15 protein-coding genes are annotated in these 18,705 nt (G+C 49.9%); 2 read left to right on the forward strand and 13 right to left on the reverse strand.

All coding sequences use genetic code 11. The annotated features are described in order from the left end of the window. Positions 1 to 57: 57 nt before the first annotated feature. The 8 genes from tpiA to uvrA all read right to left on the reverse strand — a co-directional run bounded on the left by tpiA (position 58) and on the right by uvrA (position 11,259). Positions 58 to 837, reverse strand: coding sequence for a triose-phosphate isomerase (gene tpiA, locus HC352_RS04210; RefSeq protein ID WP_168917725.1), 780 nt, complete (start codon positions 835 to 837; stop codon positions 58 to 60). Between the two features lie 5 nt (positions 838 to 842). Continuing rightward, complete coding sequence (locus HC352_RS04215; RefSeq protein ID WP_168917726.1) at positions 843 to 2,036, reverse strand: phosphoglycerate kinase; 1,194 nt, start codon at positions 2,034 to 2,036, stop codon at positions 843 to 845. 137 nt (positions 2,037 to 2,173) lie between these two features. Beyond that, complete coding sequence (gene gap, locus HC352_RS04220) at positions 2,174 to 3,181, reverse strand: type I glyceraldehyde-3-phosphate dehydrogenase (protein WP_168917727.1); 1,008 nt, start codon at positions 3,179 to 3,181, stop codon at positions 2,174 to 2,176. Between the two features lie 213 nt (positions 3,182 to 3,394). Further along, the gene (whiA, locus tag HC352_RS04225) at positions 3,395 to 4,387 is read right to left on the reverse strand and encodes a DNA-binding protein WhiA (protein WP_168917728.1); all 993 of its coding nucleotides are present in this window, start codon (positions 4,385 to 4,387) and stop codon (positions 3,395 to 3,397) included. 111 nt (positions 4,388 to 4,498) lie between these two features. Beyond that, on the reverse strand, positions 4,499 to 5,455 hold the full coding sequence (locus HC352_RS04230) for a gluconeogenesis factor YvcK family protein (RefSeq protein WP_168917729.1): 957 nt from the start codon (positions 5,453 to 5,455) through the stop codon (positions 4,499 to 4,501). Continuing rightward, complete coding sequence (rapZ, locus tag HC352_RS04235; protein WP_168917730.1) at positions 5,455 to 6,390, reverse strand: RNase adapter RapZ; 936 nt, start codon at positions 6,388 to 6,390, stop codon at positions 5,455 to 5,457. Before rapZ ends, HC352_RS04230 begins: the two co-directional genes overlap by 1 nt. Before the next feature lie 16 nt (positions 6,391 to 6,406). Beyond that, positions 6,407 to 8,380 carry an excinuclease ABC subunit UvrC gene (gene uvrC / locus HC352_RS04240; RefSeq protein ID WP_168917731.1) on the reverse strand — a complete coding sequence of 658 codons (1,974 nt, stop codon included), beginning with the start codon at positions 8,378 to 8,380 and terminating at the stop codon, positions 6,407 to 6,409. Positions 8,381 to 8,382: 2 nt separating this feature from the next. Continuing rightward, the gene (uvrA, locus tag HC352_RS04245; protein ID WP_247645230.1) at positions 8,383 to 11,259 is read right to left on the reverse strand and encodes an excinuclease ABC subunit UvrA; all 2,877 of its coding nucleotides are present in this window, start codon (positions 11,257 to 11,259) and stop codon (positions 8,383 to 8,385) included. A gap of 62 nt (positions 11,260 to 11,321) precedes the next feature. On the opposite strand from uvrA, the gene HC352_RS04250 reads away from it, so the two are divergent. Together HC352_RS04250 and HC352_RS04255 are read left to right on the forward strand one after the other, a co-directional pair. Continuing rightward, positions 11,322 to 11,600 carry a YciI family protein gene (locus tag HC352_RS04250; protein WP_168917732.1) on the forward strand — a complete coding sequence of 93 codons (279 nt, stop codon included), beginning with the start codon at positions 11,322 to 11,324 and terminating at the stop codon, positions 11,598 to 11,600. Position 11,601: 1 nt separating this feature from the next. Then, positions 11,602 to 12,534: a bile acid:sodium symporter family protein gene (locus tag HC352_RS04255; RefSeq protein WP_247645231.1), complete on the forward strand. Its 933-nt coding sequence runs from the start codon at positions 11,602 to 11,604 to the stop codon at positions 12,532 to 12,534. Between the two features lie 389 nt (positions 12,535 to 12,923). On the opposite strand, the gene HC352_RS04260 is transcribed toward HC352_RS04255, so the two are convergent. The 5 genes from HC352_RS04260 to coaE form a co-directional block, all read right to left on the reverse strand. Further along, positions 12,924 to 13,910, reverse strand: a complete 987-nt coding sequence (locus HC352_RS04260; RefSeq protein ID WP_168918607.1) for a TerC/Alx family metal homeostasis membrane protein — start codon at positions 13,908 to 13,910, stop codon at positions 12,924 to 12,926. Between the two features lie 259 nt (positions 13,911 to 14,169). Further along, on the reverse strand, positions 14,170 to 16,221 hold the full coding sequence (gene uvrB, locus HC352_RS04265; protein ID WP_168917734.1) for an excinuclease ABC subunit UvrB: 2,052 nt from the start codon (positions 16,219 to 16,221) through the stop codon (positions 14,170 to 14,172). Positions 16,222 to 16,375: 154 nt separating this feature from the next. Further along, complete coding sequence (locus HC352_RS04270; RefSeq protein ID WP_168917735.1) at positions 16,376 to 17,182, reverse strand: MFS transporter; 807 nt, start codon at positions 17,180 to 17,182, stop codon at positions 16,376 to 16,378. Between the two features lie 53 nt (positions 17,183 to 17,235). Then, positions 17,236 to 17,547 (reverse strand): MFS transporter, encoded by a 312-nt coding sequence (locus tag HC352_RS04275; protein ID WP_168917736.1) that lies wholly within the window; start codon positions 17,545 to 17,547, stop codon positions 17,236 to 17,238. 210 nt (positions 17,548 to 17,757) lie between these two features. After that, entirely contained in the window at positions 17,758 to 18,603 is an 846-nt protein-coding gene (coaE, locus tag HC352_RS04280; protein WP_168917737.1) for a dephospho-CoA kinase, read from the reverse strand. Positions 18,604 to 18,705: the final 102 nt, after the last annotated feature.

An 18,705-nucleotide genomic window follows, 5' to 3' on the forward strand; every position in this document is an offset into this window, starting at 1 on the left:
AAAGTTCTTACCCGCGCGATTCGTCACGAAAACAGCAAACTATGCTGTTTTACTCTGTCAGGCCTGCTGGAAGGTGACAATTTTAGCGAATTCTTCTGCCTTGAGGGATGCGCCACCAACAAGAGCGCCGTCAACATCTGGCTGTGCCATGATCTCAACAACGTTGGAGGACTTTACCGAGCCGCCGTACTGGATACGAACTGCTTCAGCGGTTGGAGCATCGAACATTTCAGCAATCTTGCCACGAATTGCACCGCAAACTTCTTGAGCATCGGCAGGAGTAGCAACTTCGCCGGTACCAATTGCCCAAATCGGTTCGTAGGCGACAACAAGCTTAGCGACTTCCTCAGCTGTAAGTTTGGCAAACATAGCTTCGATCTGTCCAAGAACGTATTCGACGTGAGTACCTTCCTTACGGACTTCAAGCGCTTCACCACAGCAGACGATTGGAAGCATGCCAGCATCGAGAACTTTCTTTGCCTTCTGACCGATCAATTCGTTTGTTTCACCGTGGTACTCGCGACGCTCGGAGTGGCCAACAACAACGTAAGTGACGCCAAGTTTGTTGAGCATTCCGGTTGAAATCTCACCGGTGTATGCACCTTCGTCATGAATAGAGACATCTTGAGCACCGTAGGTAATCTTGAAGTCCTCTGAATCAACCAAAGTCTGGACAGAACGGATATCTGTGAAAGGCGGAACAACGACGCACTCAACAGCATCAAAATCATGCTTGAGATCATTTAGCATCCAACCAAGCTTTTGTACAAGAGCAGTAGCTTCAAGATGATCAAGATTCATCTTCCAGTTACCTGCCATAATTGGGGTACGTGCCATAATTATCAGTCCTCCAGAACTGCGATACCTGGGAGCTCCTTGCCCTCGAGGTATTCGAGGGAAGCGCCACCACCGGTGGAAATATGATTAAACTTAGTCTCATCGAAGCCGAGGAGACGAACAGCGGCTGCGGAATCGCCACCGCCGACAATTGTAAAGCCATCAGCAGACTCAAGAGCAGCCGCAACTGCCTTGGTGCCATTTGCAAATGCTTCGAACTCGAAAACGCCCATTGGGCCATTCCATGCCACGGTCTTTGACGAAGCAATAGCATTGGTGAAGAGTTCTACGGTCTTTGGACCGATATCGAGACCCATCTTGTCAGCTGGGATAGCACTAGCTTCAACTACTTCAGCTGGAGCGTCAGCTTTAAATTCCGGTGCAACGACGGTATCAACTGGCAAAAGGAATTCAATTCCCTTTTCTGCCGCCTTATCGATGAACGACTTTGCAGTCTCCACCTGATCTTCTTCAAGAAGCGATGTGCCAACTTCGTAGCCCTTTGCCTTGAGGAAAGTGTATGCCATACCGCCGCCGATGATCAGGCGATCGGCCTTCTCCAAAAGATTTGCGATAACGCCAAGCTTGTCCGAGACTTTAGCGCCACCGAGAATGACAGTGTATGGACGCTCTGGTTGAGCAGTTGCCTTGGACAGGGAAGCAATTTCCTTAAATACGAGCTCACCGGCAGCTGAAGGTAGAACTTTGGCAACATCATAAACTGATGCCTGCTTGCGGTGAACAACGCCGAAACCGTCAGACACGAACGCGTCCGCGAGCTTTGCATATTCTGCAGCGAGTTCTTCACGCTCTGCGTCAACCTTGGAAGTTTCGCGAGCATCAAAGCGGACGTTTTCGAGAAGGACGACGTCGCCATCTTTCATATCAGCAGTAGCAGCCTGTGCACCTTCACCGACAGTGTCATTTGCCAAAACAACATTCTTGCCAAGTAATTCGCCAAGACGCTTAGCTACTGGTGCCAAGGAGAAGTCTGGGTTGACTTGGCCCTTTGGCCGGCCTAAGTGAGCTGCAACGATGACGCGTGCACCAGCTTCAATAAGGCGCTTAATGGTTGGGAGTGCAGCCTGGATACGGCCATCGTCGGTAATGTTCTTGTCAGCATCGAGCGGAACATTGAAATCCGATCGCACAAAAACTTTTTTGCCGGCGAGATCGCCGAGTGTGTCAATAGTTCTCATTAGTGTCCTTCTGTGTAAATAAAAGATACCAACACTGGCATCTAAACAATCTCAGTATAGCTGATGAAACTACGGGCCCGGGCACGCAAACGCATGCCCGGGCCCGTGAGTTATCACTTACTCAAACTTGCGAAGAATCAGAACTTCGAAGCAACGAGATCGGTAAGGGAAACGAGGGAGTTGGAGTAACCCCATTCGTTGTCGTACCAAGAGATGATCTTAACCTGACCATCGATGACCTTGGTAAGACCAGCGTCGAAGATGGAGGTGTGTGGATCGTGAACGATGTCGGTGGAAACGAGTGGCTCTTCGGAGTATGCGAGGATACCCTTGAGTTCGCCTTCAGCAGCTTCCTTGATTGCAGCGTTGATCTCTTCAACAGTGACATCGGACTTCTCGGATTCGAAGGTCAAGTCAACTGCAGAGCCTGTTGGAACTGGAACGCGCATTGCGAAACCATCGAACTTGCCCTTGAGCTCTGGAAGAACGAGAGCAACAGCAGCAGCAGCACCGGTCTTGGTAGGAACGATGTTGATAGCAGCTGCGCGTGCACGGCGAAGATCAGAGTGTGGTGCATCGAGGATGCGCTGATCGCCAGTGTATGCGTGGACGGTGGTCATAAGACCCTTAACAATGCCGAACTTCTCCTGGAGAACCTTGGCAACTGGTGCCAAGCAGTTCGTGGTGCAGGAAGCGTTGGAGATGATGTTGTGCTTTTCTGCATCGTAATCGGTGTGGTTTACACCCATAACGAAAGTAGCATCTTCATTCTTTGCCGGAGCAGAGATGATAACCTTTTTGGCGCCAGCTTCAATGTGTGCCTTAGCCTTGGTTGCATCGGTGAAGAAGCCGGTGGATTCGATAACGACGTCGATATCGAGTTCGCCCCATGGAAGATCGGCTGGGTTACGCTCTGCGAAAGCCTTGATCTTACGACCATCAACGACGATTGAATCCTCATCGTGGGAAACTTCGTGATCCCAGGTTCCGAGAATTGAATCGCGCTTGAGTAGGTGAGCGAGAGTCTTGTTGTCTGTCAAATCGTTGACTGCAACGACCTCAAAGTTAGCTCCACGCTGGTATGCTGCGCGGATAAAGTTACGGCCAATACGGCCAAAGCCGTTAATAGCAACGCGAATAGTCACTGCGTATCCTCCTTGTGTACTTCAGTACACATTGTAGATTTCTCAACGAGCTGTACTCGCTGACTCACGAACGCCTGACTTTTTCGCCCAACGTTCGATCCTCTCCTATTCTACAAGTTTTTGGTGCTGTATTGTCTAGGCAACTTCGCGTGTAGGTGAAAGTAAATTAAAAAATCCCCATCAACAAGAAAACACAGTGACTTTGGGCCCGTTTCAAATTGTGCGATCAGATACACCTGTCTGTTCACGAACAGCATCCATAGTGCTTGGAATGCCTAACTCACTAGCTCGTTTATCGGCCATAGTGTTGAGCCTACGAAGCCGTCCCGCCACAGCATCTTTTGTTGCCGGCGGCGTGAGCCGCTCCCCCAAAAGGTTGAGTGAGTCTTCCGGATACTTAATTCTGAATTCGCCTGCTTGCCGGAGATTATCCGGTATATCGTCACCTAAGATTTCAAAAGCTCGCTTGACACGAATAACCGCAATAATGGCGGCATCTGCGCTCCGGCGCATATTTGCGTCATCAAAGTTTGCCAAACGATTAGCTTGTCCATGCACTTCGCGTTCTGTGCGCAACTCTTCCCATTTTAAGACAGTGTTATGAGCGCCGATCCGAGTGAGCATCGTTGATATTGCATCGCCTTCGCGGATATCTGCACGGTAAGCTCCACGCGATTCCCTAGCCCGATATGGAACATCTAGTCGGCGAGCCAAACCGCCAATAGCATACGCCGCTTCCATCGATGGACACGTCACTTCAAGCGCAGCATTACGCCCAGGTTCAAGAAGAGTGCCACGAGCTAAAAAGGCACCACGCCATGCCGCAGCAGCATCAGCTTTCGTACCACCAACAATTTGAGGAGCAAGTCCGCGAACAGGACGCCCACGAACATCTAAAATACCTGCGCGCCGGGCAATCCGTTCACCGTCGTTAACCACGCGAAGAAGATAACTATTACCTTGTCTCATCGGCTTACTGATGGCAACCACATCAGGCTCTATTGAATAAACTTGCCGCACCAATTCGGCCAAGTGGTGCGTCGCTCCGGGATGCGTCAGCTCAGCTTGTAAGGAAACAATCCCACCGTTAATTTGTAAACCTCCAGCGAACCGAAACATCGTCGATAACTCGGCCACCATGGCTGACAAGTTCGTTGGGAAAACCAATGATATTTCGTCTTTCACAAAAGACGTCAAAGCTGGCATCGGCTACTCTTTTCTACAGCTAGTGAATAACTCTGGGACAATTCTGGCAATTAACGCGACGATTCTTCGCTGATCATGATGTTACAAGGCGATGATAGTGGCGTGAGGCGATTATGAGAAACTATCAATAACATCACGAAATGCCGTTGCCAGAAAAAGTGGATCGTGCATACTTCGATTACTCTTCTTCGCTACATGGCTGACCATAACATTGGCACCAATACTTTTGGCAGCATTTTCAAGAGTTACCCGATCTCCAACAGTGTCAGGATCAACAATCACACAATCGATGGTGATATCTGGGGCGTGCTGCCGAAAAGCCATAATTAATTCACTGGGTGATAGATGAGCCGTTTCTTCATCCGGAACTAAGTTCATCACGAGTGCTTTTTTCGCTCGAGTATTTTCTAGTGCGTGAAGAAGATCTGGCACCAGCAGATGCGGAATAATTGAGGTATACCATGAACCAGGGCCAATGATAACCCAATCGGCGTCATCAATCGCATCAACAGCGGCCGGATGTGCAGGTGGGTTTGCTGGAATAAGGCCAACACGTTCAACGCATGCATGTGATGTAGCAACTGCCACTTGTCCGCAAATCGACGTCGTCTGGCCAGATACATCGCATACATCTGCTTCTATCTGCAATGGAATAGTTGACATTGGAACAACTCGACCGCGAATGCCCAGTAATCGACCAACAAGATCTAGTCCATCGAGCTCGTCGTGTAAAAGTCGCCATGTTGCAACAATCAATAAATTCCCTACAGCATGGCCATTTAATGGCCCAGTAGATTCAAAACGATGTTGCAATACGTCACGCCATGTTTGCCCCCAGTCACTATCGTCGCATAAAGCAGCCAACGCCATTCGCAGATCTCCTGGTGGTAACACATCCATCTCTTGGCGGATGCGCCCCGAAGAACCGCCATCATCAGCAACGGTAACAACAGCAGTGATATGCGGAGTCAGAATTCGTAGAGCGGATAATGATGCATACAGTCCGTGACCTCCACCTAAAGCAACGACGCGTGGTCCGCGCGCCCCGACATTTTGATTTTCACGCATCACTCTCGTCCAAGATCTCGATGAATTGTACGTACTGATACGCCACGTGATCGCAATTGCTCAGAAACGTATTCGGTCATTGCAACTGAACGATGTTTTCCGCCAGTACAACCGATAGCAATCGTGACATAGGGCTTTAGCTCGCGGATATAACCTTCAAGAATCGGATGGATTAAATCAACATAGGAGTTAGCAAAATCCTTAGCACCATCAATACTCAAAACGAAATCTCGAACAGGTGCATCCCGCCCGGTTAATTTGCGCAACTCAGTAACCCAATATGGATTAGGTAGAAATCTTACATCTGCCACATGATCAGCATCCATAGGTAAGCCATATTTAAACCCAAAACTCATCACCGTTACATGTGGTTCAGTATCTGAGGCACTAGCGACAGCTTTGCGAATTTTCCTAGATAAGTCATGTACTGAAAGATTACTTGTGTCAATGAGCGTGTCCGCCCTACGGCGTAACGGAGCAAGCACCTCGCGTTCTTGTGAAATGCCATCCAGAAGCCTACCGTCTCCTTGCAACGGATGTGGCCGACGCACAGATTCGTAGCGTTGTACCAATGCTTGGTCTGAAGCATCAAGGAAAAGAATTCGATACTCCACGGCATGTTCTTGCAGTGATTCCATGACTTCTTCGAGTTCTTTAAAAAATTCTCGTGAACGTACATCGACGACGGCAGCCAACCGACGCACACCAGATGTTGGCGTTACCAAACCAGCAAGCGCAGAAAGCAGTCGAGGAGGCAGATTGTCGACGACGTACCAGCCAAGGTCCTCTAAGGTAGCTGCGGCCCGCGAACGCCCAGCTCCAGACATTCCCGTGATAATAAGTATTTCTGGAATGTCAGCGGGAGGTAACTCAGCTTGCGCATCGTCCAGAATGACTCCAAGGGGAATATTTGCTGTATCGTTAATGTTGTCCATATCACTATCCTGCCAGTTATTTGTGATCGATGCCTAATTGCGAGATCAATGCGTCGGCTAACACCGGACCGATTCCAGGTGCGGCCAAAAGTTCCGCACGGGAAGCCGCTTTAATCTTCGCAAGGGAACCAAAATGTTTGAGCAATGCTTTTTGTTTGCCTTGGCCAAGTCCTGGAACGTCATCAAGTGCAGAACGAGTCATTGCTTTACTGCGTTTCTTACGGTGGAAAGTAATTGCAAAGCGATGTGATTCATCACGTAAAAATTGCAATAACCGCAAGGCTGGTGACGATCTCGATAAAATCACGGGAAAGTCCTCCCTTGGTAGCCAGATTTCTTCCAAACGTTTCGCTAGGCCGATGACGGTTACATCAGCTGCTAGTTCTTCGACAACGCGTTGTGCAGCATTAACTTGCGGGAGCCCGCCATCGACGACGATAAGATCTGGGCGGTAAGCAAATTTTCGTGGCTGTTTACCGGGTGGAGTTGTTTTATCTAGTGGTTCATCATCAGAGGCATCGTCTGCCGCAGCTCCAGATTGAAGACGGGAAAGACGACGTCGTAATACTTCATCCATAGCAGCTGTATCGTCCCGTGCGCCGGTGCCTTCTGGCCCCCGAACAATAAAATGCCGATAGTCTGATTTTTTCGCAAGTCCATCTTCAAAAACGACCATGGAAGCCACTTGGTGCGTTCCTTGGGTATGGGAGACGTCGTAACATTCGATACGTAGCGGAGCTCGTTCCAATCCAAGCCCTTCGCGTAATTCTTCCAGGGCTTGAGAACGCTCCGTAATATCGCCAGCACGTTGAATTTTGTGCCGTTGTAAAGCCTGAACTGCATTGGTATGGACAGTCTGAGCGAGCTGTGCTTTCGGCCCACGTTGTGGGGTGAGAATACGTACGGGTGCACCACGAAGTTGGGTGAGCCACTGCTGAAGCACTTCTCGATCAGCTGGCATAGCGGGAACCCAGATTTCTCGAGGAATTGCATCTATTGCGGTATGTTCGACATCATCAATAGAGCGTGCCTGACTTCGTTTTTTATGCGTTGGAACTGGCGCATAGGCACCATACACCTGTAGTAAGAGTTGGCTGAGTAATTCGGGTTGTCCGAGATCTTCTACTGTGGTGACCCAGCCACGCTGACCGCGAATACGGCCACCACGGACAAAGAATACTTGTACGGAGGCTTCCAGTTCGTCGTACTCTAACCCAAAAATATCTGCATCAACATCTCGATCGAGTACAACTGTATTTCGTTCCGCAACTGTTGTTAGCGCAACAATATCATCTCGCAACCGAGCAGCCCGTTCGAAATCGTAGGCTTGAGCGGCACTATTCATTTCTGCAGTCTTCTGCTTAATCAGTTTTTCACCATTGGAATCAAGGAAAGAAATCATTTGCCGAGCGATATTCTGATGTTCTTCTTCACTGATCCTTCCCACGCACGGTGCAGCGCATTTGTCGATATATCCATTCAAACAAGGACGTCCGCTGCGTTGCGCATTGTTAAACACGCCTTTAGTGCATGATCGCATAGGGAAAACCCTGAGCAGTAGATCCAGAGCTTCGCGTACTGCCCATACTTTCGTGTAGGGACCGTAATATTTATCTCCCCGTCGATGAGCATTGCGGGTAACGAGCACGCGTGGATACTTTTCACTCATCGTAATTGTCAGGTACGGATAAGATTTGTCATCGCGATACATCACGTTGAACCGCGGTGCAAATTCCTTAATCCACGCGTATTCGAGAGTCAGCGCCTCAATCTCTGATCCGACTACTACCCATTTGACATCCACAGCGGTAAACACCATTGCTCGGGTGCGCGGATGGAGTTGTGCTGGGTCTTGGAAATAGTTACTCAGCCGGTTACGCAATGACGATGCTTTACCGACGTAAATAACTCGACCTTCGTCGTCGATAAACCGATAGACTCCCGGGTTTGCCGGAATATCGGTGGGACGATAGCTCTGCGGATCGGCCATGGTTAGAGTGTTCCGGCACTGGTGAGAATCGGTTTGAGGAATCGCCCAGTGTGGGATTCTTCCACGCGTGCAATATCTTCTGGTGTGCCTTCAGCGATAACGCGACCGCCGCCCTTTCCGCCTTCAGGGCCAAGATCGATTACCCAGTCGGCAGATTTGATGACGTCAAGGTTATGTTCAATAACGATAACGGTATTGCCTTTATCGGTGAGTGATTGCAGCACGCTGATAAGCTTGCGGACATCTTCAAAATGCAGGCCAGTAGTGGGTTCGTCAAGAACATAAACGGTTCGCCCGGTGGAACGACGATGCAGTTCGGAAGCGAGTTTGACACGTTGCGCTTCACCGCCAGAAAGCGTTGTTGCCGGTTGGCCGAGCCGAATATATCCCAAGCCAACGAGTTCAAGCATCTCTAAGTATTTCGCGATTCGCTGGACATTGCCGAAGAATTCGCGAGCCTCAGAGATCGTCATGTCAAGAACTTCAGCTACATTCTTGCCCTTGTAGTGTACTTGGAGAGTTTCACTGTTGTACCGTGCACCACGGCAAACTTCGCATGGTACGTAAACGTCGGGCAAGAAGTTCATTTCGATCTTGATCGTTCCATCACCAGAGCAGGCTTCGCACCGGCCGCCTTTGACGTTGAACGAGAAACGCCCTGGGCCGTATCCGCGAACCTTTGCTTCTTGGGTTTCGGCGAACAGCTTACGGATCGGATCCCACATGCCGGTGTAGGTGGCAGGATTGGATCGTGGCGAACGCCCAATCGGTGATTGATCGACGTGCACGACTTTATCAAGTTCTTCCAATCCGGTGACTTTCTTATGCCGGCCAGGCAAGGAACGTGCACGGTTGAGCTCGTTTGCCAACACCTTGTACAAAATAGAGTTAACCAGGGTGGATTTTCCCGAGCCAGATACGCCGGTTACTGCGGTGAAAACTCCGATAGGGAATTTGACAGTGACGTTGTCGAGATTGTTTTCGGTAGCTCCGGAAACCGTGATCTGGTTCTTCTTGACGATTTTCCGGCGTTCGGTTGGCACCACGATGGCGCGCTTTCCGGTGAGGTACTGCCCGGTGATCGAGTTAGGCGATTGAACGATATCGGCTGGTTTACCAGAGAAGACAATCTCTCCGCCATGTTCACCAGCTCCAGGGCCGATATCGACTAGCCAGTCTGCCTGCCGGATCGTATCTTCATCATGTTCGACGACGATGAGCGTATTGCCCAGGTCGCGCAACCGGTTGAGTGCTTCAAGGAGTTTTTCATTATCACGTTGATGAAGGCCAATAGAGGGTTCATCGAGAACGTAAAGCACGCCAACAAGACCGGCACCGATCTGGGTAGCCAGACGAATACGTTGCGCCTCACCACCAGAGAGCGTTCCAGCTGCGCGTGAGAGCGTGAGATAGTCAAGGCCAACGGAAACGAGGAAAGTTAACCGTTCGATGATCTCGCGAAGTACTTGCTGAGCAATTTTGCGCCCACGCTCATCGAGATCAATATGGGTGACGTATTCGAGGGCTTCCCCGATAGGAAGGTCGGTTAGCTGAGCAATATTGAGATCACCGACGCGCACTGCTAGAACTTCCGGGCGTAATCGTGCACCGCCACAAACAGGGCAGGCAACTTCACGCATAAAGCCAGCAAACCGTTCTTTAGACCACTCGGATTCAGTCTCATTGTGCTTGCGTTTCACAAAATTCAACACGCCTTCGAAACCGGAGGAATATATCTTCTCCCGGCCCCACCGATTGCGGTACTTCATTTTGACTTTGAAATCCCGGCCACGCAAAATCGCCTCTTTTACTTCCTTGGGAAGTTTCTTCCACGGGGTGGTGAGCTTGAAACCCATATCCTCAGCAAGACTGGCGAGCTGACGTTGATAGTAATCTCGGGCGCTCGCTGATGCAGTCACTGACCACGCCAGAATAGCGCCATCTTCAATCGATAGTGATTCGTCAGGGATGACGAGTTCGGGATCGACCTGGAGTTTGAAACCAATGCCGTCACATTCCGGACAAGCACCATAGGGCGCGTTGAATGAGAATGTGCGCGGCTCAATTTCTTCAAGTTCAAGTGGATGATCATTCGGGCAAGATCGTTGTTCAGAAAAGCGACGTTCTTTATATGGATCGTCGGCTTCACGATCAACGTATTCAATAACCACTACGCCTTTTGAGAGGCGTAGGGCATTTTCAACCGAATCATTTAACCGAGAGCGGATACCATCACGAATCGCTAAGCGATCCACGACAACATCGATATCATGCTTATAGGTTTTCGCTAACGCAGGTGCTTCGTCAAGACGGTAAACAGTGCCGTCAATACGAGCGCGCGAATAGCCATCGGTTTGTAGCTGTTTGAGCAGTTCAAGGTGTTCGCCCTTGCGGCCGCGAACCACCGGCGCCAAAATATGGATACGGGTTTTATCTTCTTCTTCGAGCAGCCGATTGACTATCTGTTCTGCTGACTGCGCTTCAATTAATGCCCCGCATACCGGGCAATACTGCGTGCCAGCGCGTGCGTAAAGCAAACGCAAGTAGTCATAGACCTCGGTGATCGTTCCAACGGTAGACCGCGGATTGCGGTTAGTGGACTTCTGATCGATCGAAACAGCCGGTGAGAGTCCTTCAATGAAATCAACAGCCGGCTTATCCATCTGGCCTAAGAACTGGCGCGCATACGATGACAACGATTCAACATAGCGCCGTTGTCCTTCCGCAAAAATAGTATCGAACGCTAAGGACGACTTACCAGAACCCGACAGGCCAGTGAACACAACCATCTTGTCACGCGGGATATCCAGCGTGACATTACGAAGATTATGTTCTCTCGCACCTTGAATATGTATTGAATCATGCACATCTAAGATCATACCGACCGTCTCCGACACGTTTCCATACCAGTTTTCCGTGAGCACAACGTAAGATAGTACACATGAGTACATTTGCTGTTATTTATACATACGATTCTGCCCAAACTGATCTCACTACCGAGATACGCCCACGTCACCGTGAGTTCTTAAAAATGCTCTTCGATAGGGGCGCGCTCAAAGCTTCTGGTCCAATGGCAGGAGGACGTGCGCTGATCGTCGTCGACGCCGAATCAGAGGATAAAGCACGGGAGCTACTCGCCGATGACCCGTTCAACAAAGCTGGTGTACTTGCCAACGTCGAAATTGCTGAATGGACTGTCGTCTACGGACCATGGGAGTAATGTGCGCAAAGATCCGCTCATTATCGGGATAATTCTTGCGCTCTGTGCTGGATTATTTATCCCGTTTTCACGAGAGATTGCAAACGGCTTTGGGATCGCCGCTGATATCGGAGTTGCGCTCGTTTTTCTCCTGTACGGAATGCGGTTACCTACGCGCGAGGTTCTGAGCGGTTTAGCTAACGTTCGTTTACAAGGGTCGATTCTGTTTGCGACGTTTGTGATTTTCCCGTGTATGGGTTGGGCGGTTGCAACACTTGCTTCTCCCCTGCTCGGCCCAGAACTGGCCCGTGGGATTTTTTACCTGTCATTATTGCCGTCTACGGTTCAATCCTCGGTGACCTTTGTGTCGATTGCGAACGGTAATGTTGGTGCCGCAATCGCTGCTGCAACCTTATCGAATATCGCCGGGATGTTTATCACTCCAGTTTTAGTTGCAGTTTTCATGAGTGTTTCCGGAGCAGATACTGGCGGGTTTGGCTCGATTATGGTCAAACTGCTGTTGCCGTTTATTGCCGGGCAACTTGTGCAACCCTGGTTTGGCGGGTGGATGCGTGCCCGGCGTGACTTGACCAAGACTACCGATACGGGCGCAATTATTTTAGTGGTTTTGACGGCGACGACGGTGGCAACTCTCGACGGCTCATGGAGCGTTATCACGGCCTATTCGTTGGTTGTCCTTCTGATCGTGTTGGCGCTTTTCCTGGCGTTGATGTTGGCGCTAACGTGGTTCGGATCGCTCGGCCTAACGAGGAAAGACCGGATTGTGGTGCTGATGTGTGGTTCTAAAAAGTCCTTGGCTACCGGGCTACCGATGGCCAATGCCTTATTCCCTGCGTCTGTTGTTGGAACGATCGGAATCCCGTTAATTATTTTCCATCAATTGCAGTTGATGGTGTGCGCTGTGATAGCTCGCAAATTAGCTCTCAAGGGCTGAGTACATCTAACTTGCCGTTCAGTATCTAAATGAACAGGGATTTATCCAGCACTCCTCTGAAGGTGGCATGAACCATGCAAACTATGCGTTCTTTCTTAGTACGCTGTAGCGCTCCCGCGATAACGTTGGGACCAGATGATTCCTTTCTAAGGCCGGAACCGTATTCTTTCGTGCATGTACCACGCCATGAGATTGAAAGGTTATTTCGAGCCAATCTCCCATCACTGTGCTTCGATTCCGATCTGTCAATAGTTCTCTCACAACCGATTTATGGTGATCGCATCTATCTGTCGTATAGTTACGCAACAGCCAAAAATCTCCAGGACACATTAGCGGACGTCTATCCAATATCGCCTAACGATCCGCTGCCTATAGGCTCTCTATAAGAACTAGTGTTCAGCCCGAAGTCTGCGTGCTCCAATAATGGAGGCCACCACGGTCACAATAATGATGCCTAGGATGATGCCTACCGAGACACCTGGTGTCGGTTCGGTAATTGCGGTGAGCATATCGTATCCGTGGAAGGCGTGGAGCAGAAGCTTCAAGCCGATGAATCCGAGGATTGCCGCCAAACCGTAGTGCAAGTAGATGAGGCGATCGAGTAAGCCATCGACGAGGAAGAACAACTGGCGCAAACCAAGCAACGCAAACGCGTTCGATGCGAACACGATAAACGGCTCCTTCGTCAACCCAAAGATTGCTGGAATCGAGTCAAGAGCGAACAGCAAATCGATCGTCCCAATGGAGATAATGCAAATAAGCAGCGGAGTAAGGAAAGTTTTTCCTTGGGAGCGGTGGAATAGCTTATCGCCAACGAACCCAGCTGTCACAGGGAATACTCGAGAAATAAAGCGGGTCAGCGCAGTCGGTTTATACTCATCATCTTCTTTAACACCATTTTTGCGGTCACGTGCTTCTTGTAAACCGTCCAAGACCTGCTTGGTTGCGGTGTAGACCATCCACACACCGAAAGCGAAGAACACCCAGATGAATTTTTCAACAAGGGCCGCGCCGATCATAATGAAGATAAATCGCAAGACAAGGGCAATAATGATGCCCCACATCAGTACTTTTTGCTGGAATTTCCGAGGTACTTTAAAGGCTGCGATAATGATAATAAAAACAAAGATGTTATCGAGCGAGAGTGAATACTCGGTGATATAGCCGGCGAAGAATTCAGTGGCGAACCGGCCACCGTGGCGGAAGTAGGTTGCGATACCGAAAAGTACAGCAAGCGAAACATAAACTCCGGTCCAGCGTGAGGCTTCACCAATGGTTGGCTCATGAGCTTTACGCACATGTCCGAGAAGATCAAAAAGAATCAATGCAACAACGAATACTCCAAGAAGTACCCATTCCCATGCATGAACCACCATGGTTGGATCAGCAGAGGACGAGTTTGCAACAGTTACAAGCATAGAGTTAAGCAAAGTTAGCCTTTCGGTTCAGAACATGACCGAAGGTCTCTTCCCGCCATCTCTAATGAGAGTAGTGGCCTCGGCCCGGGCTAAGCAGCCGCGATGACGAACCGATATTTCGTGGGAATACTCCCCTTCGCTATTTCTAGCTTACGCGAGAGTAGCTAGAAGGTAACATCTTAGGCGTTATGATATCGCGCTCAGTTCGCGACAAGCACTATTGAGCTTGTTTGATGGCACGTAACTCACGCTTAACATCTTCGATTTCGTCGCGTAACCGGGCAGCGAGTTCGAACTGTAGGTGTTCGGCAGCAACGTGCATCTGTTCGCGCAGATCTTGAAGTAGTTGCTCAATTTCAGCACCATCTTGAGGTAATCGTTCGGCAACTGACTTTTCTTTGCGATACCCGCCGTCTAGCAATTCGCCAGTCTCAAGATCTTCACGGGCGAGCATGTCAGTCACGTCGGCGATCTTCTTCCGCAATGGTTTCGGATCGATGCCGTGCGCAGTGTTGTATGCTATTTGCTTTTCGCGACGGCGGTTGGTTTCGTCGATCGCCTCACGCATATTTGGTGTTATCGAATCGGCGTACATGTGTACTTGCCCAGATACGTTTCGAGCTGCACGTCCAATGGTCTGAATGAGCGCTGTCGTAGAGCGCAAGAAGCCCTGCTTATCGGCGTCGAGGATCGCAACAAGTGAGACTTCTGGTAGGTCCAAACCCTCACGCAACAGGTTGATACCCACTAATACATCGAATTTGCCCATGCGTAGTTCACGCAACAGTTCAACGCGCCGTAAGGTATCGACGTCGGAATGCAAATACTCAACCTTGACCCCGCGTTCGGCAAGATAATCGGTGAGGTCTTCGGCCATTTTCTTGGTTAACGTGGTAACCAAAACTCGTTCATCACGATCGACGCGGGCACGTACTTGTTCGAGCAGATCGTCGATTTGGCCTTTTGTTGGCTTAACAATGATCTCTGGATCTACTAGGCCGGTAGGTCGAATAATTTGTTCGACGTATCCATCAGAAAGTTCCATCTCATATTTAGCCGGTGTTGCTGAGAGATAAACAGTCTGACCGATTCGTTCCAAGAACTCCGCGAATTTCAGTGGCCGATTATCCATTGCGGAAGGCAGGCGGAATCCGAAATCCACAAGGGTGCGCTTGCGGGACATATCCCCTTCGTACATGGCACCAATTTGCGGTACCGTCACGTGCGATTCGTCAATAATCAACACAAAATCCTCAGGGAAATAATCGAGCAAGGTATTCGGAGGTGTGCCTGGGCCACGACCATCAATATGCCTCGAATAATTCTCGATACCCGAGCACGTTCCGATATTGCGCATCATCTCTAAATCGTAGGTGGTACGCATCTCGAGCCGTTGAGCTTCCAGTAGCTTATCTTGATCGCGTAACTCTGCTAGGCGCTCAGCTAATTCTTCCTCAATAGAAGCAATTGCACGTTTCATGCGTTCTTCACCAGCAACATAGTGGGAAGCAGGGAAAATATGAGCATGGTCGGTTTCGCGCACCACATTGCCAGTTAGCGGATGCAGTAAGGCGATGGATTCAATCTCATCGCCGAAAAATTCGATCCGGATAGCGAGCTCTTCATAAACTGGAATGATCTCCACAGTATCGCCGCGTACCCGGAATGTGCCACGGGTGAACGCCATATCGTTGCGCGTATACTGCATCGTCACGAACTGCTTAAGTAACGCATCGCGGTCGAGTTCTTGCCCAACATGGACGTCCACCATACGATCAACGTATTCTTGCGGCGTTCCCAAACCATAGATACACGAAACAGAAGCCACCACGACGGTATCGCGCCGCGTAATCAACGAATTGGTGGCCGAGTGGCGCAACCGCTCAACTTCGTCGTTAATGGAGGAATCTTTTTCAATAAACGTATCAGTTTGCGGCACATAGGCTTCTGGCTGATAGTAGTCGTAGTACGAAACGAAGTACTCGATGGCATTGTTGGGTAACAATTCCCGGAATTCGGCAGCCATTTGGGCGGCGAGGGTTTTGTTTGGCTCGATGATGAGTGTGGGGCGCTGTATTTGTTCGATCAACCATGCAGTGGTTGCTGATTTTCCAGTTCCGGTTGCGCCCAACAAAACGATATCTTTTTCCCCGGCGTTAATCCGCTCAGCGAGTTCCGCAATTGCGGTGGGCTGATCGCCGGACGGAGTGTATTCAGAGATAACTTCGAATGGTGCTTCTTGACGCACAATATCAGTAACAGGACGCATACCTCAAGCCTACCGGTTAGCTCCGACAATATTCGATACCTATCGCTACCAGCTTTACAGGTAACGAGGTGTTACCTGCTGACTGTAGGCTCCTAGAAATCGTAATCGACCAGGGTTGAATACTTATTAATAGGTGGTTCCGCTTGAACACCTCTTAGTGCCCTGCCGGATCATTCCGATCAGAGAGGTTACGGGTGGAATACGTGGCAAGGGCGACAACGAGACAAAAACTAACCGACAGTACAGCCGAAAGTAGGAGATACGTTCGAGAGAACCCAAGGGCGTCCAACACAGCTCCGATCACCGGATCTACCGCGATCGTCGCAGCCTCGTCGAACATCGCCACGATGGATAGCATCGTTGTGCGATACTTGTCAGAAATCACCAGATTAACTTGTTCATCGATGAGGATAAAGAAAACTGATGCCAACCCAGACAACAAAACAAACGACCCTGCACCTATCCAAGGCGTTGAAGGCATGGTCACACTCACTGCGACCAAGAAAAGAATCACTAAACCCATAACAGTGAGAACACGCAATCGCTCGTGGTCCGTTGAGCGCTTGAGCCGATCAGTATTTCGCACTGCAAGCCACTGGACGATCTTCCCGATCACCAATACGATTCCCAAGTTTCGAACCTCAAGACCGCGTTCTTCCAAGAACGGCCCAAGATACGTCGAGTAATTTGACACTGCAATCATGACTATCGTCGAAGCGAGTGCAAGCGAAACAAAGAGGCTATGATTTCTTATTACCCCCGCGACACGGCGAATTACTGTGCCCAGTTTATGCGCTCCGTGACTGGATTGATCGGCTTTAGAAGATTCCGAAGATAACTGGTCATGCAAACGCAGACGTAAAAACACGCCAGCAGCTGCGATATAGCAAGCCACACTCATCCACAGCGGTAGGTTGGTGCGCCATGAGAACAGTATCGGTCCAACCACACTTGAAGTCATGGAAAACAATAAGGTCACCGATCCGACGGCTGACCGGCTCTTCAAATAGTCATCTAGTCATCTTCCATCCCCAATCGCTTGTGCTCTTGGAAAAGCCAGGCACTGTCAGCACCAGAAGAAAGCGCAAGGCCGGCGCCAATGACGAGTTCAGAAAGATAAACTGCTGGCAACGCGTCGAATACGGCAAGAACACTGACACCAAGCGCGATCAATCGGGATCCGAAAGCTAATGCATACTTTTGTCCAAATCTATCGGCAAGACGTCCCATAGGTACCTCAAATAAAAGAGATACAACAGCCCCAAACGAATTAAGAAGCCCGATCTCTAGATATGAAAGTCCCTTCGCCTGAAGAATCATCGTCATCAAAGGCCATGCCATAACTGAAGCGATCAGGCATTTAGCAATCAAGTATCCACCGAAAAGGACGAGCAACGGAACGCTTGGGTATCTTCACAGAAGCTCTCCCATCTTCACCTCAATCAGAACTTCCACACACCGAGGATTATGCACCATTCGGGGCTTGCGTACGATATTCGAGCGCTATCGCTACGAGCATCACCTACAGATCTGTTGCTACCAGCTCAGTGTGTAATGCTCAGCAGGGTTAGCCGTCGTCGCTTGGCGAGAACCGGTGAGGATCCAGCCGGCGTCGAGTAAGGTGTCTGCACCAGGATTAGCCCGTAGTTTGATATGTGTTCCTTGTATTTCGACAACGTCGCAACCAAGGTTTCGTAATCGACTGGCCTGAAGATGCGTATCACTTCGAAATATTACATTTTCGATGGGATTCGTCAGTTCACTAACGCGTTCTTGGCTAAGTGCCCAGTCATAAGGTATTACCCAAGTATCCCAAAGTTTTTCAGCTAATGAGACGAATTCATCTTGAGTCGTTGAGTTTGTGACAACGACATCGGATATTGCGGTTCGCGTCATCTCTCCTGGTTGAGAATTGATTCGGCTTTTCGCTTGAGCTAGGCTCATCCCACGGTTGTCAACCATGCGAGCGATCCGAACGTGGTCAGGGGTATGGATAGTCATCGTGGCCATAAACGAAAACTGATTTGCGCTGCCAACCAGCAGTGGAACGTCGTAGACGACGATTTGGCTCGGATGAGCGGTACGTAGTTGTGCGGATACTTCACGTGCGATATAGGGGTGAATGATTGACTCGAGTTGTTGGCGTGCAGCGGAATTGGAAAACACGAAAGAGGCAAGTGCTCCACGGTCAAGGTGTCCGTCTGCACGCAGTACACGCGGACCGAAGGTGCGCCCTATTTGGTCTAAGGCTTTTGTGCCAGGGGCAACGACGTCGCGGGCAACCTGATCGGCGTCGATAACCATTGCGCCACGGGTGGCGAAAACGTGCGTCAGCGTGGACTTTCCTGACGCAATACCACCGGTTACTGCAAGTTTGAGCATGTTAGCGCACGTCCACTGAAGAACGCACTCCCCTTTCAATAACGCAAATAAATCGTTACCTATTTAGGTTATCGTATCTGTGCCCAGTTATCTATGTTCAAC

The sequence above is a fragment of the Arcanobacterium buesumense genome (genome assembly GCF_012563545.1).
GTDB lineage: Bacteria > Actinomycetota > Actinomycetes > Actinomycetales > Actinomycetaceae > Arcanobacterium > Arcanobacterium buesumense.